At 44.8% G+C, this 24,363-nt stretch carries 26 protein-coding genes and 1 other annotated feature (1 of these 27 running past the window's edge); of the genes, 16 read left to right on the top strand and 10 right to left on the bottom strand.

Features of this window, described 5'->3' with window-relative positions; translation table 11 throughout:
• Positions 1 to 12: a binding site (T-box leader), on the bottom strand (it extends 242 nt beyond the left edge of the window).
• Positions 13 to 340: 328 nt separating this feature from the next.
• Positions 341 to 1,138, top strand: coding sequence for a Gmad2 immunoglobulin-like domain-containing protein (locus CN378_RS19495; protein ID WP_098354140.1), 798 nt, complete (start codon positions 341 to 343; stop codon positions 1,136 to 1,138).
• 50 nt (positions 1,139 to 1,188) lie between these two features.
• Here the strand turns inward: CN378_RS19495 and CN378_RS19500 are convergent, their stop codons facing one another.
• Positions 1,189 to 2,607 carry an NAD-dependent succinate-semialdehyde dehydrogenase gene (locus CN378_RS19500; protein WP_098354141.1) on the bottom strand — a complete coding sequence of 473 codons (1,419 nt, stop codon included), beginning with the start codon at positions 2,605 to 2,607 and terminating at the stop codon, positions 1,189 to 1,191.
• A 187-nt stretch (positions 2,608 to 2,794) separates the two neighbouring features.
• Here CN378_RS19500 and CN378_RS19505 point away from each other — a divergent pair, with 187 nt between their 5' ends.
• Positions 2,795 to 3,730, top strand: coding sequence for an NADP-dependent oxidoreductase (locus CN378_RS19505; RefSeq protein WP_098354142.1), 936 nt, complete (start codon positions 2,795 to 2,797; stop codon positions 3,728 to 3,730).
• Between the two features lie 77 nt (positions 3,731 to 3,807).
• Here the strand turns inward: CN378_RS19505 and CN378_RS19510 are convergent, their stop codons facing one another.
• From CN378_RS19510 to CN378_RS19525, 4 genes are all read right to left on the bottom strand, one after another.
• Entirely contained in the window at positions 3,808 to 4,245 is a 438-nt protein-coding gene (locus tag CN378_RS19510) for a hypothetical protein (RefSeq protein WP_098354143.1), read from the bottom strand.
• Between the two features lie 157 nt (positions 4,246 to 4,402).
• On the bottom strand, positions 4,403 to 5,881 hold the full coding sequence (locus CN378_RS19515; RefSeq protein ID WP_098354144.1) for a flavin monoamine oxidase family protein: 1,479 nt from the start codon (positions 5,879 to 5,881) through the stop codon (positions 4,403 to 4,405).
• 145 nt (positions 5,882 to 6,026) lie between these two features.
• On the bottom strand, positions 6,027 to 6,350 hold the full coding sequence (locus CN378_RS19520; protein WP_098354145.1) for an ArsR/SmtB family transcription factor: 324 nt from the start codon (positions 6,348 to 6,350) through the stop codon (positions 6,027 to 6,029).
• Complete coding sequence (locus CN378_RS19525) at positions 6,351 to 6,776, bottom strand: SRPBCC family protein (RefSeq protein ID WP_098354146.1); 426 nt, start codon at positions 6,774 to 6,776, stop codon at positions 6,351 to 6,353.
• Positions 6,777 to 7,032: 256 nt separating this feature from the next.
• On the opposite strand from CN378_RS19525, the gene CN378_RS19530 reads away from it, so the two are divergent.
• On the top strand, positions 7,033 to 7,890 hold the full coding sequence (locus CN378_RS19530; RefSeq protein WP_098354147.1) for an AraC family transcriptional regulator: 858 nt from the start codon (positions 7,033 to 7,035) through the stop codon (positions 7,888 to 7,890).
• A 266-nt stretch (positions 7,891 to 8,156) separates the two neighbouring features.
• Complete coding sequence (locus CN378_RS19535) at positions 8,157 to 9,023, top strand: DMT family transporter (RefSeq protein WP_098354148.1); 867 nt, start codon at positions 8,157 to 8,159, stop codon at positions 9,021 to 9,023.
• A gap of 88 nt (positions 9,024 to 9,111) precedes the next feature.
• On the opposite strand, the gene CN378_RS19540 is transcribed toward CN378_RS19535, so the two are convergent.
• The 4 genes from CN378_RS19540 to CN378_RS19555 all read right to left on the bottom strand — a co-directional run bounded on the left by CN378_RS19540 (position 9,112) and on the right by CN378_RS19555 (position 12,918).
• Entirely contained in the window at positions 9,112 to 9,765 is a 654-nt protein-coding gene (locus CN378_RS19540; protein ID WP_098354149.1) for an ABC transporter ATP-binding protein, read from the bottom strand.
• 1 nt (position 9,766) lies between these two features.
• Positions 9,767 to 10,804: an ABC transporter permease gene (locus CN378_RS19545; protein ID WP_179884993.1), complete on the bottom strand. Its 1,038-nt coding sequence runs from the start codon at positions 10,802 to 10,804 to the stop codon at positions 9,767 to 9,769.
• Positions 10,805 to 10,875: 71 nt separating this feature from the next.
• Positions 10,876 to 12,246, bottom strand: coding sequence for a sensor histidine kinase (locus CN378_RS19550; protein WP_098354151.1), 1,371 nt, complete (start codon positions 12,244 to 12,246; stop codon positions 10,876 to 10,878).
• Positions 12,247 to 12,918 (bottom strand): response regulator transcription factor, encoded by a 672-nt coding sequence (locus CN378_RS19555; protein WP_098354152.1) that lies wholly within the window; start codon positions 12,916 to 12,918, stop codon positions 12,247 to 12,249.
• Between the two features lie 189 nt (positions 12,919 to 13,107).
• On the opposite strand from CN378_RS19555, the gene CN378_RS19560 reads away from it, so the two are divergent.
• The 6 genes from CN378_RS19560 (at position 13,108) to CN378_RS19590 (ending at position 18,343) form a co-directional block, all read left to right on the top strand.
• Complete coding sequence (locus tag CN378_RS19560) at positions 13,108 to 13,797, top strand: sigma factor-like helix-turn-helix DNA-binding protein (RefSeq protein WP_098354153.1); 690 nt, start codon at positions 13,108 to 13,110, stop codon at positions 13,795 to 13,797.
• Between the two features lie 23 nt (positions 13,798 to 13,820).
• Entirely contained in the window at positions 13,821 to 14,402 is a 582-nt protein-coding gene (gene clpP / locus CN378_RS19565; protein WP_098354154.1) for an ATP-dependent Clp endopeptidase proteolytic subunit ClpP, read from the top strand.
• Between the two features lie 224 nt (positions 14,403 to 14,626).
• Entirely contained in the window at positions 14,627 to 15,145 is a 519-nt protein-coding gene (locus CN378_RS19575; protein WP_098354156.1) for a hypothetical protein, read from the top strand.
• Positions 15,146 to 15,223: 78 nt separating this feature from the next.
• A complete protein-coding gene (locus tag CN378_RS19580) occupies positions 15,224 to 16,285 on the top strand; it encodes a C45 family autoproteolytic acyltransferase/hydrolase (protein ID WP_098354157.1) in 1,062 nt (353 codons plus the stop codon).
• Between the two features lie 208 nt (positions 16,286 to 16,493).
• Complete coding sequence (locus CN378_RS19585) at positions 16,494 to 17,078, top strand: helix-turn-helix domain-containing protein (RefSeq protein WP_483295101.1); 585 nt, start codon at positions 16,494 to 16,496, stop codon at positions 17,076 to 17,078.
• A 17-nt stretch (positions 17,079 to 17,095) separates the two neighbouring features.
• A complete protein-coding gene (locus tag CN378_RS19590) occupies positions 17,096 to 18,343 on the top strand; it encodes an ATP-binding protein (RefSeq protein WP_098354159.1) in 1,248 nt (415 codons plus the stop codon).
• Positions 18,344 to 18,387: 44 nt separating this feature from the next.
• Here CN378_RS19590 and CN378_RS19595 read toward each other — a convergent pair whose 3' ends face one another.
• Entirely contained in the window at positions 18,388 to 19,062 is a 675-nt protein-coding gene (locus tag CN378_RS19595) for an NAD(P)H-dependent oxidoreductase (protein ID WP_098354160.1), read from the bottom strand.
• 270 nt (positions 19,063 to 19,332) lie between these two features.
• On the opposite strand from CN378_RS19595, the gene CN378_RS19600 reads away from it, so the two are divergent.
• From CN378_RS19600 to CN378_RS19625, 6 genes are all read left to right on the top strand, one after another.
• Positions 19,333 to 19,872: a GNAT family N-acetyltransferase gene (locus tag CN378_RS19600; protein WP_257141221.1), complete on the top strand. Its 540-nt coding sequence runs from the start codon at positions 19,333 to 19,335 to the stop codon at positions 19,870 to 19,872.
• Between the two features lie 214 nt (positions 19,873 to 20,086).
• The gene (locus CN378_RS19605) at positions 20,087 to 20,338 is read left to right on the top strand and encodes a FeoA family protein (protein WP_098354161.1); all 252 of its coding nucleotides are present in this window, start codon (positions 20,087 to 20,089) and stop codon (positions 20,336 to 20,338) included.
• A gap of 2 nt (positions 20,339 to 20,340) precedes the next feature.
• Entirely contained in the window at positions 20,341 to 21,066 is a 726-nt protein-coding gene (locus CN378_RS19610) for a FeoB small GTPase domain-containing protein (protein ID WP_098354162.1), read from the top strand.
• Complete coding sequence (locus tag CN378_RS19615; protein WP_098354302.1) at positions 21,053 to 22,444, top strand: nucleoside recognition domain-containing protein; 1,392 nt, start codon at positions 21,053 to 21,055, stop codon at positions 22,442 to 22,444. The genes CN378_RS19610 and CN378_RS19615 overlap by 14 nt, the downstream gene beginning before the upstream one ends.
• A gap of 113 nt (positions 22,445 to 22,557) precedes the next feature.
• Positions 22,558 to 23,166 carry a class I SAM-dependent methyltransferase gene (locus CN378_RS19620; protein ID WP_098354163.1) on the top strand — a complete coding sequence of 203 codons (609 nt, stop codon included), beginning with the start codon at positions 22,558 to 22,560 and terminating at the stop codon, positions 23,164 to 23,166.
• A gap of 75 nt (positions 23,167 to 23,241) precedes the next feature.
• Positions 23,242 to 24,159, top strand: a complete 918-nt coding sequence (locus CN378_RS19625) for a ketopantoate reductase family protein (protein WP_098354164.1) — start codon at positions 23,242 to 23,244, stop codon at positions 24,157 to 24,159.
• The last annotated feature ends 204 nt before the right edge of the window (positions 24,160 to 24,363 follow it).

The raw sequence follows: 24,363 nt of genomic DNA on the forward strand, positions 1-24,363 counted from the left end.
CAAAGAATTTTATTATTACTCACAATCTAGCATAGGGAAAAAACGCCGTCAATCCATTTTCCTAATATAATAGTAAATTCTATTTTTCCAGATTTATTTAATCATTTCAACAGATAATAGATGTATGATATGGAAATTTATGCAAGTATCAGAAGGGGTTTCGAGAATGTATGTCATTTAGAAAACAGGTGTCAGGTATCCCCTTAAACGAGGGGCCATAAAACTTTTTGAATGGTATTAGTCATGGTCTATTAAAGCTAGTAAATAAATGAAAGCTAGTAAATATGCCGTTCACTTATGCATCTCTCTACCATACTTTGTATGGAAAGGAGGTGATAGAATGCCGATTATTACAACAAGAGGGATTATTTATACGATTAAGCGGGGAGACACTCTTTTTTCGATTGCAAACCAGTTTGGCAGTAACATTGCCGCCATTGAAAGAGCAAACTATTTGTTTCCCCCTGTTACGGATCAAGGTTTGATTTTTCCAGGTGATGAGTTGGTCATTCCGACTTCAACCAATTCTCCGATTATGAGGTATATCGTTGCGAGTGGGGATACGCTTACTGGAATGGCAAATGTCTATAATAGTTTCGTGGACCTTATCGCAGGAGTGAACAATATCGACAACCCTAATCTTATTTACGTTGACCAGCCGTTGATGGTCCCCGCCTTTGCTTATAAAATCGTAAATGGGGATACGTTATTTGCTATTTCAAGAAGGTTCGGAGTATCCGTGTCAGCTATTGAAGAGGCAAATGCAAATAGACCTGGTTTCCAACGTGATGTCATCTGGCCCGATTATCACTTGATTATCCCTATTCCTACCTCAAGGAATATCTTTGTGACAAAGCCCCTTCCAAGTTCAACGATTAGCAGTGGCCAAAGACTGGAGGGATATGCGAGGGTCTTTGAAGCGGTCGTGAATTACCAGCTAAGAGACACTAATGGTGTGATCGTAACGAATGAGCGATTCGCCATGACGAACGAAGGAGCACCTGCATACGGTTTCTTTAGTACTGGCATTCCTTTTGACCGTGCCCCGACTGCGAGCTCCGGTGAACTCTGGGTATACAGCCGAAGTGCAAAAGATGGGAGCATTCAGGATCTCGTGAAAATAAAAGTGAACTTTTAGGGAGAAAAGTTCAAATAAAAGAAGGTCGTGGATCCACGACCTTCTTTCTCCTATAATCCCAACGAAATATACTTCACTTCCAGATATTCTTCAATTCCATGGTGCCCGCCTTCACGGCCGAGGCCGCTTTGTTTGAATCCGCCGAAAGGGGCCTGCGGGGTGGACGGCATGCCGTCATTCAACCCGACGATTCCATACTCCAATTGCTCACTGATCCGGATGCCCTTTGTGATATTTTCTGTAAAGACATAGGCAGCAAGACCGTAGATGGAATCATTGGCCCGTTCAATCGCTTCTTCTTCGGTTTTGAATGTCGTGATCGGAGCGACTGGACCGAATGTTTCGTCTTTCATACAAAGCATGTCATCATGGACGTTTGTCAGGACAGTGGGTTCAAAATATAACCCCTCTATTCCATTCCCTCCATAGGCAACCTGTGCCCCTTTGTTCACAGCATCCTCTACATGTTTACGGACCTTCTCGATGGCACTTTCATCAATCAATGGGCCGATATCGACCCCATCTTCAAGGCCGTTTCCGACTTTTAAATCCTTCACTTTTTCCACCAATTTTTCCGTGAACGAATCCACGATGGATTCATGAACATAGACACGGTTGGAGCATACACAGGTTTGACCGGCATTCCGGAATTTTGAAGCAATGACGCCATCGACGGCTTTGTCTAAATCAGAGTCAGCCATTACGATGACAGGAGCGTGACCTCCAAGCTCCAGGGATATTTTCTTGACGGTGTCGGCTGATCCCTTCATCAGGACCTTCCCGACTTCTGTTGAACCGGTGAACGTCAGCTTTCGTACACGGGTATCTTCCATCCACGCCTCCCCGATGGATTTCGAATCCCCGGTCACCACGTTGATGACTCCTCTCGGGATGCCCGCTTCTTCAGCCAGCTGCGCCATCTTTATAGCGGTCAAAGGGGTTTGGTTTGCCGGTTTGATGACGACGGTACAACCGGTGGCAAGTGCGGGTGCAACCTTACGGGTGATCATGGCCGCAGGGAAATTCCATGGTGTGATGACGGCTACGACGCCGACGGGCTGTTTATGGACGAATAGTCGTTTATTCCGCTGCGTTGCAGGGATTTGTTCTCCGTAGACGCGCTTTCCTTCTTCGGCGTACCAGGAGATGAAGCCGTTGGCGTATTGGATTTCACCGAGTGCTTCTTTTAACGGTTTTCCCTGCTCGATGGTCATGGTACGGGCAAGATCCTCTTTGTTTTCGTCGATCAGGCCGTGCCATTTTCGGATGAGTTCACTTCGTTCATATGCCGAATACTGTGACCATTCCTTGAAGGCATAATAAGCTGCGTCTACCGCTTTTGATGCCTCTTTTTTTCCTCCATTTGGGATAGTGGCGATCACTTCCGATGTGGCAGGATTGGTTACCTCTTTCTTTTCAAGATCCGATCCGATTCGTTCTCCGTTGATGATGAGATTGTAGTGTTGCATAGTGTTCCTCCTTTTGTAAGGTAGATTCCCATATGCTTATTCCTATGTAGTTTGTCTTAAATTTACAATAGTGAAAGCGAAGAATCCAGTTATATACTTTATTTATTTGCCGATGGGCTATCATTGTTTAAATACCCTAAGTAAGAGGGAAGATAAACCGTATGATTAAATACAAGGAGGAATCCATATGAAAGCCATCATCATTAACCAATACGGAGACAAAGAGGTATTACAGGAGAAAGAAATCGATCAGCCGGTGATCGGGGATAATCAAATTTTACTGGAAAATCATGCGACATCCATCAACCCGATCGATTGGAAGGTCCGTGCAGGATATTTAAAAGATATGCTCGACTTTGAATTTCCCATCATCCTGGGATGGGATGCAGCAGGAGTGATTGCTGAAAAGGGGAAAAATGTTCAAGGATTTGAAGTGGGGGATAGAGTATTTGCGAGACCGGCTACCACAAGGGAAGGTACATATGCAGAGTATGTGGCAGTGGACGATGAACTGCTTGCCAAAATGCCCGACAGCATGAGCTTTGAAGAAGCTGCGGCCATTCCCCTTGCCGGTTTGACTGCTTGGCAGTGCCTGGTCGATTTCGGTGGCATTAAAGAAGGGGACAAGGTGCTCATCCACGCGGGATCCGGTGGAGTCGGGAATTTTGCCATTCAGATTGCGAAAAGCTTCGGAGCGCATGTCGCGACTACGGCAAGCGGAAAAAATGAAGAGTTCGTGAAGTCATTGGGAGCAGATCAATTCATCAACTATAAAGAAGAAGATTTCAGTGAAGTGCTGAATGACTTTGACTTAGTACTGGATTCCATGGGTGGGGAAGTCCAATCAAACAGTTACAAGGTACTAAAGGAAAACGGAAAACTCGTATCCATTGCACAGCCCCCATCGGAAGAAGAAGCAGCAAAGTACGGTGTAAAAGCGGAATTCCTATGGCTTGATCCAAAGGGAGAACAGCTAGCAAAGCTTGCCGACCTGTACGAAACCGGGAAGTTAAAACCCGTGATCGGAGAAACCTTCCAGCTGAGTGAACAGGGAGTAAAAGATGCTCACGCACTCAGTGAAACGCACCACGCAAAAGGGAAAATCGTGATTAAAGTGAAATAATGATAGGAGGGACGGACCTTTGGAACAAAGGTCCGTCCCTCTCCTACATAGTTTTAAGGAATTAATATAGTTATAAGCTACCTGTCTGAAATGCTGATAGCGTTTAAAATGGATTCCTTAAGTTGAGGTGTTTGTTTTCTTAAGTCACCCACACTATAAATCCCTGCAAAGTATTGAATGATCAATCCATCTACAAATGAAACCAGAATGGAAGCCCCTGTCTTGGAATGAACAATAGGGAAGTTTCGATCCTGGTCCACTGTAGAAAGCTTTTCATGTAAATGAGTTATCATCCGATCAAATGACTGGCTAAATGTCGTCTGATGAATGTCACCTCTGCTAAAACGGCCCATTACAGATTTAATCAATTCCATATTTTGTTCATTATAATTCCACGAATCGTAGAGAAATGTTTCAATGAACTGTTCTATTGTGTTGCTTTCATTTAGGTTTAGTGCTCGTATGTAATCGTCTTCAAGCTTCTTTAATCCTGAATCTATTGCATCAGCCTTCATTATACTTACCTCCTCCTTATCATTGTCATTTCACTTGGTTCCCTATTTGTTCATTACTAAACATGCCTATTCATTCTCGTCATATGTCAGGTATCGGGGATGGATGGGAGAAGCAAGGAGGGAAGGACCTTTGAATCCAAGGTCCGTCCCTCCCGATTCAGTCTGTTCTGTTATTGACCTCGTAGGCTGCACGGATGGCCGATTCGATTGCCCCTTCCACCCAGCCGTGGAAAGGGGAGGTGTGTTCTCCGGCAAAGTGGATGCGGTGTTCCGGTAAGTATAGGGAATCGGAGAAGTCCGTAGCCTGGTTCGGGGCGAATAGGGTAAAGCATCCGGCAGAGAATTCATTTTCCCCCCAACTATATGAGGCACCTTTTGAAAATTCTTTGTACACCTGATCTCCGTATATTTTATACAGTCCCTGGAGTGCTTCGCGAATCCGCTCATCTTCAGGCAAACTGTTCCACAGATTGGCATTCTGTCCCCAGCTGTAACTTCCCAGCATGACTCCGGGACCTGCGACCCCAATATTATGACTGGGACGGTACGTATACCGGATGGGAAGATCCGTTATAATATTTCCAATTTTAAAGGTCTCCCAAAACTTCGACTTAAACTCCAACCCTATTTTCACTGACGAAACATAATTCAGTTCCCGTATCGCTTTCCATTTTTGAAAAGAGATGGATTCGTAGGGATGGACATCGATAAATTGAAATACAGAATATGGGACCGTCACAATGGTGTAATCACCCATAAACCGATGATAACGATTTGTCGTGCGATCCCTTGTGACGACCTCGACACCCTCATTCTTCTGAACGATTCCATGGACCTTTTGAGAATAGAAGATGTTTTGTTGAAGCTCTGGCAAGAAGGAGTGGGGAAGCTTATCATTCCCACCATCTATTTCATAGAATTTTAATTTATCATTGAAGACGGTTCGGACAATATCAAGAAGAATATCAACGAATGATAGCTCGGGAAACCCTTCTATACCAAGGATGACCTTTACGATACGGATGGCTTCGGGGGAAAGGGAGGTTCCGATTGGATTGAACCGCAAGAAAACATCGAATGAGTAATGATCAAACTTTAATCGTAACCGTTCTTGTTCCTCAGGGCTTGCTTTTTCGTATAAGTCTAAGAAGGGTTTCACGGCGGAGGATAATAATTCGATGGCTGTTTTGCCCTGTTCTTCAGGGGGGAAGGGATAGTTGAAGATACCTGGATTTTTGTTGTAGTTCGAATCTGTCGTTTGGACTCCATTTACGAGATAGAGATCACTCTTATTGATGAATTCATTGGTCGGTAAGTTGAATTTACGAATATATTCAAATACTAAATCATGGGTTTCCGGAAATCGCATGGCACCTACATCGAGGTATTGGCCTTCTGAAAAAGGTTGCCGTAACGTATATACCCTTCCGCCAATCCGGTCATTCCCTTCAAGGATCGTAATGGAATGGCCTGCTTTTTTCAACAGGGATCCTGCCACCAAGCCGGCCATACCTGCACCGATGATAATCACTTTCCTTGGTTTTTGTGTGGGAACCAATCCATTATTAACGATGGATACCATATCATCCGGATAAGAAAGATTATCGTAATGATGATCATCAGCTCTGTTTCGCATATTGTTCTCCCCCTTAAGTCGAAGCTGCATTATTTAAATATATGATAGGAAAGAAGGAGAATAGTCGTGGCAGATGTAGTTTCAATTCTGATTTGTAAAAAATAAACAGGGACGGACCGTGAATCTATAGGTCCGTCCCTCTTCGCTATTCTTCATTATTCTCTTCCAGAACGTGTTTCAGCTTGGTCAGTTTATTGCTCCAGAACTGTTCGTAATAGGCTACCCAGTCCTTTAGTTCTGTGAGGGGCTCAGGCTGAAGGCGATAGATCTTTTCCCTGCCGACTTTTTCACCTGAAACCAACTCGGCTTCTGTCAGGATGGCAAGATGTTTTGCAATGGCGGTCCGGCTCATTGGGAAATGGGAGGTCAGGGCAGAGATGGGCATTTCTTTTTCTGAAAGAAGGCGGAGTACTTCCCGGCGGGTCGGGTCTGCAATTGCCTGGAATACATCATGCTTGACGGCAGACACTTATCCTTCCACAACCTTCCGAAGCCTTTGGTCCACGATGCCGACCCAGCCGCTCTCCATTCGTTCGCGGATAACAGAGCTTTTTTCGTTCGGTTTGGAAACAACCGCATCATCATGCTTCCATCCACCATGAATCAGCGTGAATTGAGTTTGATCCCCGACCTCTTTTAAAAGAAAGGTAACGAACCAGCCATCCGTATCCCAGGAGAAGGACAGTTTATGGGGAGGGTCTACCTCCAGTACCTTACAAGGAGATGGACCAAAAGGAGACTGAATGTGAAATTCGTGTCCGACTTCCGGTTGGAAATCATTTGGCATGAACCATGAAGAAATGCCTTCTGACGTGGAAACCGTGTCCCACACCTTTTGAATGGGGGCCTTGAATAGAGCGGTTTGTTTAATATCTTCTAAATGATTTGATTTCATGAATGTCGCCTGCTTTCTGTGTGTTAATATAACACCAATTGGTTTCGTTTAAATGATATAACACCATATGGTTTCATGTCAATAAAAGAAGGAAAAGGGTGAAAGGGTGTAGAAGTACATTCTTGGTAAACGTTAGTATTAGCATAGAAGCTTATGATTATTGAACAGGAATTTGACCGGTCACATCATCACACAGAATGACCGGAATCCATACAATCGGCAATGGTACATTAGGTGAGTGGGGAGAAGATGAACAATGGAAATGCTTTATAGGATGAACGACTGCATTCAGTATATAGAAGACAATCTGGAGGACGAAATTGAGATGGAGGAGCTTGCCCGGCTGTCACTCAGCTCGAAATTTCATTTTCAAAGGCTGTTTTCACTGGTCACCGGCTGCACTGTAGCTGATTATATCCGGAGGAGAAGGCTGACTCTTGCCGCTCAGGAACTGAACAATACGAATGCGAAGGTCATCGATGTCGCTTTAAGGTATGGATATGAGACACCCGAATCTTTCTCTAAAGCGTTTCGAAAGGCCCACGGTGTTTCCCCATCCCAGGTGAGGAAATCGGGTACCCCCTTAAAAGCATTCCCGCGTATCTCCTTCCAAATCCAATTAAAGGGAGAAGTTGAAATGAATTATAGAATCGTCGAAAAAGAAGCATTTTACGTGTTGGGAAAAGGGAAAAGAGTCTCAACCAGCAACGGTCAGAACCTGAATGACATTCCGGCCTTCTGGGATGAAGTGAACACCACCGATTTAGACAGAGACATTTGTAGAGCGGCTGGAAATGATGTGATGCTGGGGATTTGCATGGAGTTTGATCATCCGAATGAAGCGTTCACTTATTTTATCGGTGCCGAAAAAAAGAGTGGGGACGACGGTACATTTGAAGTGAAGGAGATTCCCGCATCCACGTGGGCTGTCTTTGAATCGGTCGGTCCGATGCCTGAAGCCATCCAAGGTGTATGGAAACGCATTTTCTCCGAATGGTTCCCTTCGACAGGGTATGAACATGGGGATGCCCCGGAGTTCGAATTGTACCCACCTGGAAATCCGAATGACGAGGATTATCTTTGTGAGGTGTGGGTCCCGATAATGAAAAAGTAAGATGGGTTTGCCTCCAGTGGAAATTGGAGGTTTTTTTTATTTGGGCCAAAATATAAAAGGGGGATTTTTTTATGCATAAGCGGAAACCTTCTCCTCATTTACCCCAAAAACAAGTTCCATCCTGAATGTAACGGAAAATTCGGTTTAGAATATAACAGGATGCCTTTTGGGGTTATTTGGATTTTTAAATCATTCTTTTTTCCTTGCCGTCCCATTTTTTGTTACACTATCTAAGTTGCTAATTTGTTTACTCATTGGAGGAAGTCATGTCAAATCGAAATAAAGGAATTTTACTATTACTATTATCAGCGTTTGGTTTCTCCTTGATGGCAGCTTTTGTGAAGTTGTCCGGGGACGTGCCGACGATTCAGAAAACCTTTTTCCGGAACATCGTCTCAGCATTCATTGCATTCGGTTTTGTCCGGTATCATAAGGAACGCCTATTCGGCAAAAAAGAGAATCAGAAGCTTCTATTACTCAGGTCAGGATTAGGAGCAGTCGGCATCGTGCTGTTCTTCTATGCGATTGATCACCTCGTACTGTCGGATGCCGATATGTTGAACAAGCTGAGTCCGTTTTTGACCATCATCTTCTCGGCACTATTCCTGAAAGAGCGGACGCGGGTCTTTCAGGTTGTGGCCATCATCATTGCTTTTATCGGAACATTATTCATCATCAAACCCGCATTTTCCTTTGATGTGATTCCATATGTTGCCGGAGTGTTTTCGGCCATATTTGCCGCAGGTGCCTATACGGTCCTTCGGGTGCTCGGGAGCAGGGAGAAGTTTTATACGGTCGTCTTTTACTTTTCATTCTTTACGACGGTCGTGCTGCTTCCCTTCGTCATCGGATTTTATGAACCGATGAGCGCGAAACAGTGGGTTTACCTGTTATCCGCCGGTGTCTTTGCGACAGTCGGTCAGTTCGGGATCACGATTGCATACAAATTTGCACCTGCAAGGGAGATATCGATTTTTTTCTATTCGACAGTCGTATATTCCGCTCTGATCAGCATCTTCTTATTCGGTCAGATTCCTGATGTATACAGTATCATTGGATACGTAGTCATTTTCGGAGCATCACTATATATGTTCTTGAAAAATAATGAAGCGGGTAAAGAGCAGGCAGCATAATAAAGACCTATCCATTGAAAGGTGGATAGGTCTTTTATTATGAAAAATGTGGGATTTCAATTTTAATCAACTGAATCATTTCCCTTTCCTATCCCATTCGATAAACCCAATCACAATCCCCGATCATCGACTCATCATGAGTGACCATGATAGTAGCGATATTCCTCTCCTTCGTTTCCTTTACCAATAAATCCACAACGGACTTTCCTCTTTCCCGGTCGAGGCTTGCCGTGGGTTCATCGGCAAGGATCAGCTTCGGTTCACTCATAAGGGCGCGTGCGATGGCCACGCGCTGTTGTTCACCACCCGAGAGCTGTTCAGGATAATGAGAGCTTCGTTCTGAGAGGCCCAGGTGAGACAACAATCCCATTGCCCGTTCCTGAAGGTCATCCTTCTGTTTGGTTAACTTCCCGACGAGTAAGAGTTGTTCTTCCACCGTTAAAAACGGAACAAGGTTTGATTGCTGAAAGATAAAGCCGATTTCCTTGAGGCGAAGGGAGGATTGTTCCTTCCCGTTCATGTCATGTACATTTCGACCGTTTATGATGACTTCCCCACTTGAGGGACTGGTTAACGCCCCTATGATGGAGAGAAGGGTGCTTTTTCCTGAACCGGATGGCCCGAGTATGGCACCGAATTCCCCCTTCTGGACCCTCATGTTAATATCGTCCAGAACGGTGAGGACTTCATTTCCCTGTTTGTATGTTTTCGTAACCCCGTTTAATTCTAAAATGGACGTCATCTTATTTCACTCCTCCTATTGCTTCTAATGGGTCCACCTTTACAATGCTTCTGAAGGACAGAAGTGAACCGATCCATGCCATGAGTAAGATCAAGGTACTGTTGAACAGGATCATTTGAATGGATAATTCAAAAGGTACATCGGCGGGGATGATCAGTGTCAGACCATACGTCAGGGCATTCCCTGCTGCGATCCCCACAATGGACAGGATGGAGATTTGTGCGAAAAGGGCGCGCAGCAGGATGCCTGCTTTCGTCCCGATTGCTTTCAGCACCCCGTATTGATGAAGCTTTTGCAATGTCATCACATAAAAGAAGGTAGCCAGGACAATGGCTGATATGATGAGTAAAAAGATCACCATCATATTCAAAGAGCCCTGTTCGGCCGAATAGCCGGGTACGTTTGAAAGAATATCCTTTTTTGATGCATGATCCAGTCCGGGAGGTATTTTCACTCCGTCTCCATCAGCTAAAAGAATGGCCTGGTACATAAGCTCTTCTTGGTGAAGGTCCTTCCACGTTTCTATTGATGTGAACATAGCCGGAGTATGGCCGTAGCTGAAGCGCTCTTTTGTGAATCCCTTGATTCGCCACGTTTTGTCTTTGTAGGTGAAGGAGTCACCGACTTCGGCTCCTTCTTTCTTCAAACCGGAATCAGCGATCACCTCATAAGGAGCAAGGCTGCCCGCGTCTTTTGCAGCAGGCATGAATGGACTTTTTGTGTCTAAGGCAAATAGGCTGATATTCACTGCCTCACCTTCATGAATCATCTCCACCATCTTTAACCCGAGGGGAGAGCCTCTTTGAACAGAAGAAAGGTCTTCCTCCGTTAAATTTGATCGTTCAAGCTGATGGGTATCGCTTTTTTGCACAATGTATGTGTCTGCCGACATATTCTTGACAGCCGAGGCGTTATCGACCGATAATCCGTTTGCAAGCCCCGATATGGATAAGACCAGGCTTGTGATCAGTGTGATGATGCCTATGATCAACATGAATTTCATTTTTGAATAACGAATTTCTTTCCATGCGAGAAACAAAAAAATCACCTTCCCTTTCATATTTCTCCTTCATGATAGATGAGAAGTATGAACGGAAGATGAACAACGGATTAAGGAAGCGTCACCGTGAAGGTGGTTCCTTCATTTGGATTACTCTTCACGTGGATTTTGCCATGGTGAAGGGTGATGATCTTTTTGACGATGGATAGGCCGAGGCCGCTGCTGTCCCGCTCATGACTGCGGGACTCATCCACTTTGTAGAAGCGGTCAAAGATCTTTTCTATATGCTCTTTGGGGATGCCGATTCCTGTGTCCTGGATGATAAACATCATCCCCTTTTGTTCCTTGTAAAGGGACATATTGATTTCCCCTCCCCCAGGGGTGTACTTAATACTGTTGGTTAAAAGGTTCTCGAAAGCCTGGTAAAGCAGTTCTTCGTGCCCGGGATAAATCACTTCATCCGCTTCCAGGGATACGGAAAGACCCTTCCCTTCCCACAACCACCTCGTTTGTCCGATGAGTGCCTGCAGCATCCTGGTCAGGTCAACAGGGGCGGACTCCAGCACTCCACTATCCTTGTCAAGGGAGGCAAGGGTCAAAAGCTGTTTGCTCAGCTTGGATAACCGGGTGCTTTCGGATTCAATCACCTTCGTGTAGTATTCCCGATCTTCTTTTGAGATGGAAGGGGAGCGCAGCAGATTGGCATAGCCTTTCATGGATGAAAGAGGTGTCTGGATTTCATGAGACACATTGGAAACGAACTCCTGGCGCATGTTTTCCACCTGCATCAGCTGACGGCTCATGCTGGTAAACGATCTGGCAAGGGTCCCGATTTCGTCCCTGCGATTTTCCTTCAGTCGGATGGAATAATCTCCACCGGCTATCTTCTTCGTGGCAACTGTAAGCTCCCTGATCGGCTTTACCAGATACCGTGTACTGAAGAATACGATCAGCATACTGAGTACAATCGTCAATAGGAGAAGGACGGATAGGAGAATATGGATTTCATTGAACTGCTGCTTGACGTTCGGCCTCATAAACAGGGCGTGTGGCTTTCCATCAATCTCAATGGGGACCCCGATACTATTGGATAATTCATTGGAAAAAAATCCGGTGACAAATGTGGTGGAAGGGTAATCATCCATCCCGTGATAAGTGGACCCATTCAGGACACTCCGCACCACTTCCTGAGAAAGGCTCTGATCCCGAAACGCCTCGCCATAAAATGTTCCTGTTCCTTTTCCGTCGGTCACGTAAAATTGATAGCTTAGTTTCGCCGTTTTTTCAAAAAAAGCGGATTCTTCCATGGAAGCATCATTGTATAATCCGACAATATCCCTGGCGATTTCAGTGTTCTTTTCATCGTTGGCGGGCTTTAGGATCATCTGATAGTAAAGGTTTGAACCGATAAAGGCGATGATACTGCTCGTGATCATGATCAACAGGGTGACGACGACGATCCGGATATAAAGGGTTCTCATTCAGGTAACCTCCAATTTATAGCCGACTCCACGAATGGTGGTAATCGTAAAGGCATGGGAAGAACGCCGGAATCGTTCACGCAGCCTTTTAATATGTACATCCACGGTTCGATCATCCCCTTCGAAGTCGATTCCCCAAACATGTTGAATGAGTTCATCCCTTGTAAATGTTCTGTTGGGGAAACTCGCCAGATAATAAAGCAGTTCAAATTCCTTGAGGGGGAGGATCATGGTTCTGCTTCCGACTTTTACCTCGTAAGACCTTCTATCGAGGGTCATGTCACTGAGGAGGATTTTCTGGGAACCAGCCCGGTCAAACCGTCTCAGGATGGCTTGAACACGAAATAGGAGCTCCTCTTTTTCAAAAGGCTTCACCATATAATCATCGGTACCGGCCTCATAGCCTTTCGCTTTATCCGCGAGGCTGCCCTTGGCCGTCAACATAATAATCGGGATATCGTAGTCTTCCCTTATTTCCTTTGCTAATTGAAATCCATCTTTGTTCGGCATCATCAGGTCCACAATCGCCAGATCGATGGTTTGCTTTTCGAGAACGACCGATGCTGCGTCTCCATCAGGTGCTTCTATGACCAGATAGCCATTCTGTTCCAAATGAACACGGACGAGCTTCCTGAGATGGTGATCATCATCGACGACAAGTATCGAAATCATAACGGCTCCTCTTTTCCAATAACCATTTATTTTGATGATTCCACTTTAGCACAAGTGGAAGAGTTGAAACCAATTTATTACGCATCTCCCCCCTGTTGGATATAATAATAATAAAATCATCCTGAAGCCCATATCTTTTTCACATACTTATCCGTTATAAGCATGAGAGGATGCAAAGGAGTGAAGACAATGCAAACGAGGTCGATCGAAAACCGGAATGAGCGAAGGCTGAGTGACGAAGGAATGGAAGAGATGATTCCGAAGCTCTACAGGTACTGTTATTTTCTGACGAAGAACAAATGGGACGGGGAGGATCTTGCTCAGGAGTCCATTTATAAGGCACTGAGTCAATACCCGGACCGTCAGGATTGGAGCCCTTCCTTGCTAAATAAAATGGCCTACCATCTTTGGATCGATAAAGTCCGGAAGCAAAGCAGGGAAACGATTGGTGCGGTCCCTGAGTTGAAGGTGGAAACCCATCCAAAAGAGGAAATCAGCCCTGATATGATCGAGATGCTTTCCAGGAAGATGACCCCGAAGCAATTAATCACCTATATATTAAAAGAAGCCTTTCAGTACAAGATCTCTGAAGTGGCGGAAGTTCTGAACCTGACGGAAACCGCTGTGAAAGCCTTGCTGAACAGGTCCAGGGCAAAGGTGAAAAGGATCTCCGATGATGAAGAGGAAAGCGGCTTTCAACCCCTTGGGGATGAAGATCTGCAAAAAGAGTTGCACGCTATCTTATATCGTAGCCTGAAAGCCCAGGATCCGACTCTCCTGATCGCCTATATCCCGACGCTGCTTACTTATGGACCGGTCCAAATGCGTATGGCACCGAAATCTGCTTCTCCTTCAACCATCCTCTCGATGGCTGCATAACGAATGAGGGAGGAAGGAATACAATGAATGCAATACCTTATGTCATTGAACAATCAGGTAAAGGGGAACGTTCCTACGATATTTACTCACGATTATTGAAGGACCGCATCATCATGGTGAGTGACGAAGTGAATGATCACATGGCCAATAGTGTCGTCGCCCAACTATTATTCCTGGCAGCGGATGATCCTGATAAAGACATTTCCCTGTATATCAATAGTCCAGGAGGCTCCACTTCCGCGGGCTTTGCCATCTTTGATACGATGCAATACATCAATCCCGATGTGCGGACGATCTGTACGGGTATGGCGGCATCATTCGGGGCGATGCTCCTCTTGGCAGGCACGAAAGGGAAACGATTTGCACTGCCCAATAGTGAAATCATGATTCATCAGCCTTTAGGCGGAGCACGCGGACAGGCGACAGACCTCGAGATTTCTGCAAAACGCATCCTGAAATTAAGAGAGCATATCAACAAAATCATTGCTGAAAAGACAGGTCAATCCGTTGAGAAGGTCGCATTCGATACGGATCGGGATTATTTCATGAGTGCGTATGAGGCGAAGGAATACGGGATCATTGATGAGATTATTGAGAAGAAATGATGAGTGAAGGGGGCGGTCGTAATGGCCGTCTTTTTTTGTCGGTTTGCTGGTATTTTGAATACGTTCAGCTGCTGATTATCAGGAGGAATTCAGCAGTTGAACAAAGCCGATGGATGGCCCGCAGAACATTGAATGATCTGCTGATACGTCTATCGTCCCCCTCCATCAATGATGATATGGTAAAATAAACCACGAAAACAATGTGGAAGGGAGAGAATGATCACGTGACATTGTTTATCCTTTTGGGTATGATCGGTCTTTTCTTTTTTATGAGAATGCAGAATAAGACAAGCTATTCGATCAAATGGATTCATTCGTTAAATAAGTACGAGTGGTTTCACAATCCTTGGCTGGTCGGGTGTTTTTTATTTGGGATGAATCTGGTTTTGTTCGGCACAACTGGATTGATTTTGTATGTCATTACCCTGCTGATGATTCCATACCTTCACTTAGTGATCATGATGGGTGCGGTTATCGTGAGTGTCTTGGTGTGGAGTTCACTTGTCAATTCGAGAGCGTGGGGAAAAGGAGAGCGACTGAAAGTGGGTGTAGTGGGGAGTAGTTTCTATTTGTTCCTTTCATTATTCATCCTGTATGAATGGGTGACGTATGTCCCTCAGTATCCAGGTGAGGACGGGTTCATGGCCTTCATCGGTTTTTTTCTTTGGTTGTTGGTAACGGGGATGGCCTTTGTCATTTGCTTGGTGATGGTGGTTTTTCTCCCCGTTGATCGACGTGTGTAGGAGGATTCCGATTCCTTTCTTTTTCCTGTCGATTCTATTATCCTAATAGAATACATTCTGACAAAAAGAGGTTTTAGCATGAAGACGATACATAGCGATGTGATTCAATTTCGTGGTTCTCATTACGATTTTGGTTATATGCAGGGAGAAAGGATAAAGAACTCGATTACAGTGAAGAATCGGGAAAATCAGTGGAAGGTGCGAAAGCCCAGATTTTCCATCAGCATCGAGGAAACCAGAGATGCAATCAGGAGGTTTGCCCCCGGCATCTGGGATGAACTTCTTGGATTACAAGACGCGCTCGAGTGGCCGGTGGAACGGGTGCTGAAGGAGTTTGGCGGATATCGGGTGGAGTATATGAAATCCGGCTGCTCGATTGTAACAGGGAAAGACTATTTGATCCGGAACTATGATTATCATCCGAAGACGTATGAGGGACGCTATACGTTCTATCAGCCGACGGATGTGGGATATAGTATCATTGGTCCGAGTCAGAGGGTGACCGGGCGGATGGATGGAATGAACGAAAAGGGTCTCGCCCTAGGATATAATTTTATGCACCGGAAAAATCCCGGAGATGGCTTCATTTGCTGTATGATCGGACGGTTGATTCTTGAATCATGCGGGGATGTCGCGGAAGCCGTGGACATGCTGAAAGAAATTCCCCATCGCCATTCATTCAGTTATGTGGTGTATGACAGGAGTGGGGAAACGTTTATCGTAGAAACGTCGCCGCGTGGGGTAGAGGTGAGGCAATCGAATGCGTGCACCAATCACTTTGAAAGCATGACCCAGGAGAACCGGAATCATCTGGTCGATTCGAAGAGGCGGTTGGGAATCCTCCAGGAAAATAAGGAACTTGATGCCAACCTTGCATTTCGTTTGATGAATGATACGGATAAAGGGATATTCTCCGATTTATATGGGAGCTGGGCTGGTACGATTCATACCTCTGCTTATTTTCCGAAAGAAATGAAAGCATGGATGGCCCTTGGCGGCGACCGGGAGCCCATTGTCTTTGATTTTGCAGAGTGGCTGGATGGTATGGATGTGGACAGGGACAGGATCACGGGTGAAGTGGACACTGATATTCCGTTTGTTCATATGGATGAGGGAGCGGATTGGTTCAGGACTAAATGAAGGACTTCAGGGATACCCTGAGGTTCTTTTATGGAAAAAATCCAGAAGGGAAATTCCATTTTACTAGAAGATATTTTCTGTTTTTTCCTTTAATGTGGGTCTTTTAGTCGGTTTTACGTTATTTTGCAATAGTGACAAAATAGTCACATAGTTTTTGGAGGCCGAATCAGTATAATAGAACTAGAAAGGTATCATAGGAGGGATGCGTGTGAGTCATCAGAAGAGAATTTGGCTTGAAAGGTTAAGGAAGATGAAGGGGTATAGCCAAGAAGATATCGCATATTTAATTCACATCGACAGATCCTATTATTCTAAGATTGAGAGTGGCGTTAGAGTTCCAAGCAAGAAACTTGCTGAAAATCTGGCAGACTTACTGAGTTTCCATGTTTCCATCTTCGAATTAGAAGAAAGTCCCTTTTATTTTGCCCTGCAAGGTTCCCCGATGGTCATTGCCCATTTTGATTTAGATCTTAGATATACATGGATTTTTAATCCACACCCTGACTTTGACCCGGTCTCAGTGATCGGTCTGCATGACGTGGAGTTGGAGGATAATGATGGGACAAGGGAATTAATGAAAGTTAAACAAGAAGTGATCAATACTCGTACATCCATAAGGAAAAGAATTTCCTTCCCTCTATCAGGACAGGCTTATGAATACGATGTGACCTGCCATCCATTATTTAACCATAAGGGTGAGCTGATTGGCGGAAGTTCTGCCTCGACGCAGTTGATAGGGGAAGATGTACGAAGCGCCGAAATTCATTCCTGTAGGATCGTTTTCGATAATTGATAGAGGGGGAGGGCTAAGTGCAGGACTCTATACTAACCAACTTGTTATTGAATTTTTTATTTATTATCGTAGGACTATTACTCTTCGCCCTTTTTTATGATCTCAAAAAGACGCCCCCTTCTAAAAGGATGGTCATCATTGTATCTACCATGACGATCCTTCTATGTGTCATATTTAGCCAGAAGCTTACAAATGGTGTTTATGTAGACTTAAGAAGAATTCCCTTTTTCTTAGCCAGTTTATATTTCGGGCCGCTTGTTTCATTTATTTTAATGGTCATCATTATCGCCTTACGCTTTCTGGTCATTGGAAGCGGACTCATCCATTTAGTGATCCTCAATTATTTTATTACCTTTTTAATTTTGGCAGCCTTTTCAAGGGGCTTCCTGAGAGCTAAAAAAGAAGTGAAGATGCTTTTCACCGTTGCCATCTGTTTTAGCATGACGATATTTAACCTCTTGTTTGGGTATATCCACAACGCTGAAATCTCAGTGGATGAGTATCTTTATCTTGTGATCATCCCTTTAGCCGCCACCGTGATCTCTGTCTGGATTGCAGAAATGATCCGGAAATTGATCTTGATGAGAAAGACATATTCACAACATGAAAAGCTTCAGCTGGTGAGTCAACTGGCTGCGAGTCTTTCCCATGAAATTCGGAATCCTTTGACTTCCTCCAAGGGCTTCCTGCAGCTCGTACAGGAAGAAAAAGATGAAAAAAACCAGAGGGAATTTATTGACTTATCTTTAAAAGGGATTGATCAGGCTACTCACGTTATAGAAGAGTATCTGACATTCACCAACTCAACTCCAGATAAATTGGAGCGGATAAATGTAAAGCACTGCCTCTTGGAACTGATTGAAAAGGTGGAGTCAAAGACTCGGCACATATCCTTTCACTATCAGCTCATTGAGGATATTTATGTAGAAGGCCAACTCCATAACTTTCGAAAATGTATAGAGAATATCGTCACCAACGCCATTGAGTCCATGCCACATGGAGGGGACCTGTCCATCACGATGGTGGAAAATGAAAACGTTTTGATTTCCATCTCGGATTCAGGGCAGGGGATGACCAAGGAGCAAATTCAACGCTTCGGAGAACCCTTCTTTACAACTAAAGATGAAGGAACGGGTCTCGGGATGATGGCAGCCAATATTATCATTCATTCCATGAAGGGAAAGATTCAAGTGGAGAGTGAATTGTATAAGGGTACTACAGTGAATATCGAGCTTCGTAAGTCTTTTCAAACAGAAGCAGGATGATGAAAAAAGGAATCCCGGCAAATGCGGGATTCCTTTTCACTGTATTACACAAATTTCACGATATCTTCGTACGGACGGCGCGTTTTCGGTCCGGGTTCATTGACGCGATATCCGAATGCCACCATGACGGAAATACTGAAGCTGCCGTCTTCAAGCAGTCCTTCCTCCTCGAGCAGCTTATTCATTTTCTCAATATCAAAGCCTTCGATCGGACAGGAATCGACTCCGATTTGGGCAGCCGCGGTCATCATATTCCCAAGGGCCAGGTAAGTCTGTTTTCCGGCCCAGTCGTATAGAGGACGGTCACCTTCAAGTAAGTCGAAATCGACCTTTTGGAATTGCTCGATTCGCTCTAAGTACTTTGCCAAATGATCCTCAGGCATGTTCTTTTTATTTTTAAAATGATCTTGTAAGTATTCTGAATCATATTTGGTATCTTTCTTGGTTCTGGCGAGGATCACGACGAAGTGACTCGCTTCAGGGAGTTTGCCATACGCCCCCCAAGCCGTGTTCTTGATCTTGTCTCTCAGTTCAGGATTTTCGATGACCACGAATCTCCAGGGCTCGAACCCGAAAGAACTCGGTGACAGCCGGCCAGTTTCCATAATGAACCTGAAATCGTCGTCGGACACTTTCTTATTCGGATCGAATTCCTTTGTTGCATGTCTGAAATGGTAAGCATCTAAAATGTCTTGCTTGATTTGCTCTTTATTTGCCATAAAACATTCACTCCTTATCCATTTATTCTTTCATGATTAACTTACCACAAGCGTGAAAGGTTAATCATGTGATGTGACTTGAAGAACTTTTTTTGGAGGGAAGTGAAACGAAAGACCTATCCTATTCGTAAATAAGTAAGAGGAACTGATTAAAGGGGAGCGGAATGTGTCAATGTGTGGCGTCCCTTTGCAGCGGACGATATTAAAGCCTGTGAAGAAATAGGTTTATGGATTATACATATGATGAGTCGGGAGGAACGAATAGTGGGGATGGTTGAAATAAGGACAGTATCGGAGTTCGATATAAACGAAGAGATTCACCAACATTTGCAGGTGTTATTATGCGAGTGCTTCGGAGGGGGTTATCCTGTGGACAGGATTTACTTCAAACAGATGCCTCATGTAAGATTTCTGGCATACAAAGAGGATCATTTGGTTGGACATATTGCATGTGATTATCGTGTGATGAATCTGAATGGAGAGCGTATAAATGTGTTAAGCCTCATTGATGTGTGTGTTTCATTCAATATGCGTTCCCAGGGGATCGGATCTCAATTATTGAAAAAAGCAGATGGATTTTGTCATGATCGGGACATTGACTATATTCTGTTATTCGCTGATGAACCTGATTTATATGAACGAAACGGGTTCCAAAGGGTACAGAATCGATGCAAGTGGTTAAAGATCAACGATAAGAATCAAACGACATATGGGATCGGAAATGAAGTCATCAATGAACTCATGGTTAAAGCGGTTGGTGAGAAATGTTGGGAAGAGGGAGAACTTGATCTATTGGGATATCTTGGTTAAAACTTGAGTTCCATATATTTGATTCTAAAAGGGGTGGCTGGCTGCCAGAGGCTTCTTTTTTTATGTCGTAAATGGACGAGGTTCATTTAAAAATCTACAAAAATATAAAACTTTGATTGACATTTTTGGGGTGAAGGGAATAAGATGAACATATAATTTGCATTAGGGAAACTTTTTAATACAAAGACAATATAATTTACCGGAGGAATGAAACATGTCCGAAGTCAAAACGATGCTTCTTTCAGAATGTAAGCCAGGGGACCGCGTCCTTATCACATCATTATCATTGGAAGGAACGATGAGAAGAAGACTGTTAGATTTAGGGTTTGTGAAGGGATCAGAGGTTGCCGTCATCCAAAGGAGCCCACTGGGGGATCCCATGGCCTTTCGGGTGAGTGACACCACGATAGCCCTGCGTAAAGAAGAAAGCTCGAAGATTCATGTTAAAAAAGTGGGAGGTGCGTAACGATGGGTTCTTACAGAATAGCCCTTGCAGGAAATCCGAATACGGGGAAAAGTACGTTGTTCAATCTATTGACGGGTCTGCGTCAGCACACAGGTAACTGGCCGGGAAAAACGGTCATTCATGCAGAAGGAGAGTTCCATCACAAGGATACGGATTTCACCATCGTCGATTTACCGGGGACGTACTCCCTCTATTCCAATTCAGCGGATGAAGAAGTGGCCCGGGATTATATCATTTTTGATAAACCGGATGTGACGCTGGTGGTACTCGATGCCACGTCCCTTGAAAGGAATATGAACCTTGCCCTTCAAGTCATGGAAATGACGGATCGGGTGATCGTGGCCCTTAATTTAATGGATGAAGCGAAGAAAAAAGGGATTGAAGTGGACAGTGAAGCACTGCGTGAAAAACTTGGGGTTCCTGTTGTAAAAATATCGGCAAGGAATAAAACGGGGATCAAGGAGCTTCTGGATGTCGTCCATGAAATGGCGCAAGGAAATATACCGACAACTCCATATCGCATGACGTATTCACAGGATATCGAAGCGAAGATTGGAGAGCTCGCTCCCAAGGTACGGCAAATGATCGGGGATGAGTTTCCGATTCGATGGATTTCCTTACGTTTATTAGATGGGGATGAAAGTATACTGAGCTCATTAAATGATTACTTCAGGAGAGAACGAAAGGGAGGAGGGGTTACAAATGTCTCAATCAATGCAACCACATGAGGGGGATCAGGGCCTGGTCCATTTATTCAATCATGCAAAAGGGATGTCCAGTGCCAATCTTCGTGATGAAATTGTAGAAAACATCTATTCCACGAGTAGAGGGATCTGCAAGGAAGTCGTTCAATATAAAAACAAAGAAAGAATCCATTCAGAAAAGCTGGATAAAGTGTTGACTTCACCAATCTGGGGATTTCCCATCATGCTTGCCATGCTGGGGGCAGTTTTCTACCTTACAATCGCTGGGGCAAATGTCCCGTCAAGCATGCTTGCACAGGGGTTTGCATGGATGGAAGGACAGCTGACCCTGCTCTTTAACGCCATGAATGCACCGGCCTGGCTCCACGGTGTGCTTGTGCTCGGTTTCTTCAGGGGCACAGGCTGGGTGATCAGCGTCATGCTTCCGCCGATGGCGATTTTCTTCCCTGCTTTTGCCCTACTTGAGAATTACGGATATTTACCAAGGGTAGCGTTCAATATGGACCGACTCTTTAAAAAAGCGGGAGGTCACGGAAAACAGTCCTTGACGATGGCAATGGGATTTGGTTGTAACGCAGCGGCCATCATGTCGACCCGAATCATCGAGTCACCGAGAGAAAGGATGCTTGCCATCCTGACGAATAACTTCGTCCCTTGTAACGGGCGCTGGCCTACGCTGATCTTACTGGCTTCCTTATTCATGGCGGCAGGGTATGCTGGAGGCATGGCTTCCCTCGTGACCGCAGGAATGGTCATGACCATGGTATTGATCGGGATTGTTGTGACGATTACGGTTTCATGGGTGTTATCGAAGACAGCCCTGAGAGGGGTCCCGACTCATTATACACTTGAACTGCCCCCATACCGCCGCCCGAAAATATGGAGTACCATTTTGCGCTCGAGTAAAGATAAATCCTGGTATGTATTAAAAAGAGCCGTGATCGTGGCCGCACCTGCTTCGATCATTACCTGGATCATCGCCAATATCCAAATCGGCGACACCAGCATCCTTATGCATTTTGTTCAATTCCTGGATCCATTCGGGCAGGCACTCGGCATGGATGGATTCATCCTGGCAGCCTTTATCATCGGGCTTCCAGCCAACGAAATCGTCGTTCCCATCTTGATCATGGCTTATCTGTCGCAAGGGGCGATGTTGGAGCTTGACGACCTGACCGAATTAAAGGCCGTTTTCGTCAGTCATGGTTGGACGTGGTTGACCGCACTGAATATGATGCTCTTTTCACTGCTTCATTTCCCTTGTGGAACGACCCTTGTGAACATTTACAAGGAAACAAAAAGCAAGAAATGGACGTTCCTGTCCTTTGCGATCCCGACTGCGATTGCAATCGGGGTTACATTCCTGGTGGCTACCGTTGTCAGGGCCCTGGGCTGGGTATAAAAATGATAAAGCAAATCCTGTTTTGATGGGATTTGCTTTTTTGTTTCTGAAAGGTCCGATCAAAAGTGGTACGATGGAAGAGTATAAACGGCAGGATTCATAAGGAGATCAGGATGAAAGAACATGAGTATGATCAATTATTGAATATAAAAACAGGTGAACGTCAAATAGGTTTTCACCGATCCTATCATTACCACCGCTATGAACCGACTCCCTATGCGGCACTCCGGGAGTTATTTCAGCATTATGAATTGAAAGGCAGTGATCGGGTGGTGGATTTCGGATGTGGAAAAGGAAGATTGAACTTCTTCCTTCATCACCTTTTTCAAGTGACGATCACCGGAGTGGAGATGAATGATGAGTTCTTCGGGGATTGCCTGAGAAACCTCGAGACCTATCGGGAAAAAGCGAAAATGGGGTCGGGCACGATTTCCTTCCGGCACTGCCTGGCAGAGGACTATGATATTCACCCGAAAGATAACCGGTTTTACTTTTTCAACCCATTTTCTGTCCAAATCTTTATGAAAGTCATCAATAACATCCTCTTCTCGGTTGAATCATTCCCGCGGGACATCGAAATCCTTTTGTATTACAGCTCGGATGACTATGTGCATTATTTAGAGGACCACCCCTTGTTCCAGCTGCGAAAAGAGATTTCACTGTCAGGAGAGTTCCAGAAGAATGAGTATGAGCGATTTTTGGTGTATGGGTTGATGTACTGATCAGATTTTTTGATTAATCCGCTTTCATATCGGAGAATGAAGTGGAGAACAGGAACAGAAATGGAGGCGAATGGAATGAAACTATTAGTTGTAGGTGCAGGTGCCGTCGGGGGGTACTTCGGAGGCAGATTGGCCGAAAAGGGTGAGGACGTCACATTCCTGGTCAGGGAACGAAGGGAACATCAGCTGAAAGAGCATGGATTGCAAATCGAAAGCGTCCACGGAGATTTTCGCTGTCACCCGAATACCCTGAAAGCAGAAGAAAAATCAGATCCTTTTGATGTCATCCTTTTGTCTACCAAGGCCTATCATCTAAGAGGCGCCATTGATAGCATGAGGCCTTTTGTTGGGGAAGATACAATGATCCTTCCATTGTTGAATGGAATGTCCCACGTGGGTGAACTGACTGAAGCTTTCGGTGAAGATAAGGTGATAGGCGGCCTATGCTTTGTCGAGTCAACATTGGACGGGGATGGAAAAGTACTTCAGACAAGTCCCATCCATGAGCTAGTGTTTGGAGAGAGAAGCGGGGAACGGACAGAGAGAATCACGAAGCTTGAAGAAGCCTTCTCCGGAACGAAAGCGAACTTCCGTTTATCAGACAACATCCGGCAGGAAATGTGGCATAAATATCTTTTTATCACTACCCTGTCAGGTGTCACCTCCCTCTATCGGGCACCGATCGGTCCGATCAGGGAGAACGGCGAAGGAGCGGATAGAATCAAGGCGGTCCTTTCACAAGCAGCGTCGGTTATGAGAAACCTGGGAGCTCCACTAGAAGGAAAAATAGAAGAAGCCCTTTATGATAAAATCAGTGGAATGGGATACAGCATGAAGTCTTCCCTGCAGCGTGATATGGAGAAGAATTTGTCCGTGGAGGCCGATCATTTATACGGTTATTTGTTGAAGGCAGCAGAGAGTCAGGGTGTTGAGATACCTGATTTGCGGCTGATTTATGGGAATCTGAAAATTTATGAGGTTGCGAGTCAATAAGAGTGGGAGACATCGGATGCTTAAGGGTCCGGTGTTTTTTTATGGAGGTGTTCAGGGGGTGATAAACAGGAAGTGTTCAGCTGCTGAAAATCAGTGAAAAGTCAGCAGCTGAATCAAAGAGGGAAATCAGCAGCTGATAAATAAAAAAAGAAACCTTTCGCCCATCCAAACGTATATACCACTACATGCCATTGATAAAAGGAG

Source organism: Bacillus sp. AFS015802 (assembly GCF_002561455.1).
Classification (GTDB): domain Bacteria; phylum Bacillota; class Bacilli; order Bacillales; family Bacillaceae_B; genus Rossellomorea.

What these genes read in the sequence shown, in the direction of transcription:
- CN378_RS19525 (WP_098354146.1), bottom strand. Translation starts at nt 6,776, where the DNA reads ATGAAATCAAATCATTTAGAAGATATTAAACAAACCGCTCTATTCAAG.
- CN378_RS19500 (WP_098354141.1), bottom strand. Translation starts at nt 2,607, where the DNA reads ATGCAACACTACAATCTCATCATCAACGGAGAACGAATCGGATCGGAT.
- CN378_RS19540 (WP_098354149.1), bottom strand. Translation starts at nt 9,765, where the DNA reads ATGACGTCCATTTTAGAATTAAACGGGGTTACGAAAACATACAAACAG.
- CN378_RS19560 (WP_098354153.1), top strand. Translation starts at nt 13,108, where the DNA reads ATGCAAACGAGGTCGATCGAAAACCGGAATGAGCGAAGGCTGAGTGAC.
- CN378_RS19600 (WP_257141221.1), top strand. Translation starts at nt 19,333, where the DNA reads ATGGTTGAAATAAGGACAGTATCGGAGTTCGATATAAACGAAGAGATT.
- CN378_RS19495 (WP_098354140.1), top strand. Translation starts at nt 341, where the DNA reads ATGCCGATTATTACAACAAGAGGGATTATTTATACGATTAAGCGGGGA.
- CN378_RS19515 (WP_098354144.1), bottom strand. Translation starts at nt 5,881, where the DNA reads ATGCGAAACAGAGCTGATGATCATCATTACGATAATCTTTCTTATCCG.
- CN378_RS19505 (WP_098354142.1), top strand. Translation starts at nt 2,795, where the DNA reads ATGAAAGCCATCATCATTAACCAATACGGAGACAAAGAGGTATTACAG.
- CN378_RS19610 (WP_098354162.1), top strand. Translation starts at nt 20,341, where the DNA reads ATGGGTTCTTACAGAATAGCCCTTGCAGGAAATCCGAATACGGGGAAA.
- CN378_RS19605 (WP_098354161.1), top strand. Translation starts at nt 20,087, where the DNA reads ATGTCCGAAGTCAAAACGATGCTTCTTTCAGAATGTAAGCCAGGGGAC.
- CN378_RS19530 (WP_098354147.1), top strand. Translation starts at nt 7,033, where the DNA reads ATGGAAATGCTTTATAGGATGAACGACTGCATTCAGTATATAGAAGAC.
- CN378_RS19595 (WP_098354160.1), bottom strand. Translation starts at nt 19,062, where the DNA reads ATGGCAAATAAAGAGCAAATCAAGCAAGACATTTTAGATGCTTACCAT.
- CN378_RS19510 (WP_098354143.1), bottom strand. Translation starts at nt 4,245, where the DNA reads ATGAAGGCTGATGCAATAGATTCAGGATTAAAGAAGCTTGAAGACGAT.
- CN378_RS19555 (WP_098354152.1), bottom strand. Translation starts at nt 12,918, where the DNA reads ATGATTTCGATACTTGTCGTCGATGATGATCACCATCTCAGGAAGCTC.
- CN378_RS19550 (WP_098354151.1), bottom strand. Translation starts at nt 12,246, where the DNA reads ATGAGAACCCTTTATATCCGGATCGTCGTCGTCACCCTGTTGATCATG.
- clpP (WP_098354154.1), top strand. Translation starts at nt 13,821, where the DNA reads ATGAATGCAATACCTTATGTCATTGAACAATCAGGTAAAGGGGAACGT.
- CN378_RS19535 (WP_098354148.1), top strand. Translation starts at nt 8,157, where the DNA reads ATGTCAAATCGAAATAAAGGAATTTTACTATTACTATTATCAGCGTTT.
- CN378_RS19580 (WP_098354157.1), top strand. Translation starts at nt 15,224, where the DNA reads ATGAAGACGATACATAGCGATGTGATTCAATTTCGTGGTTCTCATTAC.
- CN378_RS19625 (WP_098354164.1), top strand. Translation starts at nt 23,242, where the DNA reads ATGAAACTATTAGTTGTAGGTGCAGGTGCCGTCGGGGGGTACTTCGGA.
- CN378_RS19620 (WP_098354163.1), top strand. Translation starts at nt 22,558, where the DNA reads ATGAAAGAACATGAGTATGATCAATTATTGAATATAAAAACAGGTGAA.
- CN378_RS19615 (WP_098354302.1), top strand. Translation starts at nt 21,053, where the DNA reads ATGCAACCACATGAGGGGGATCAGGGCCTGGTCCATTTATTCAATCAT.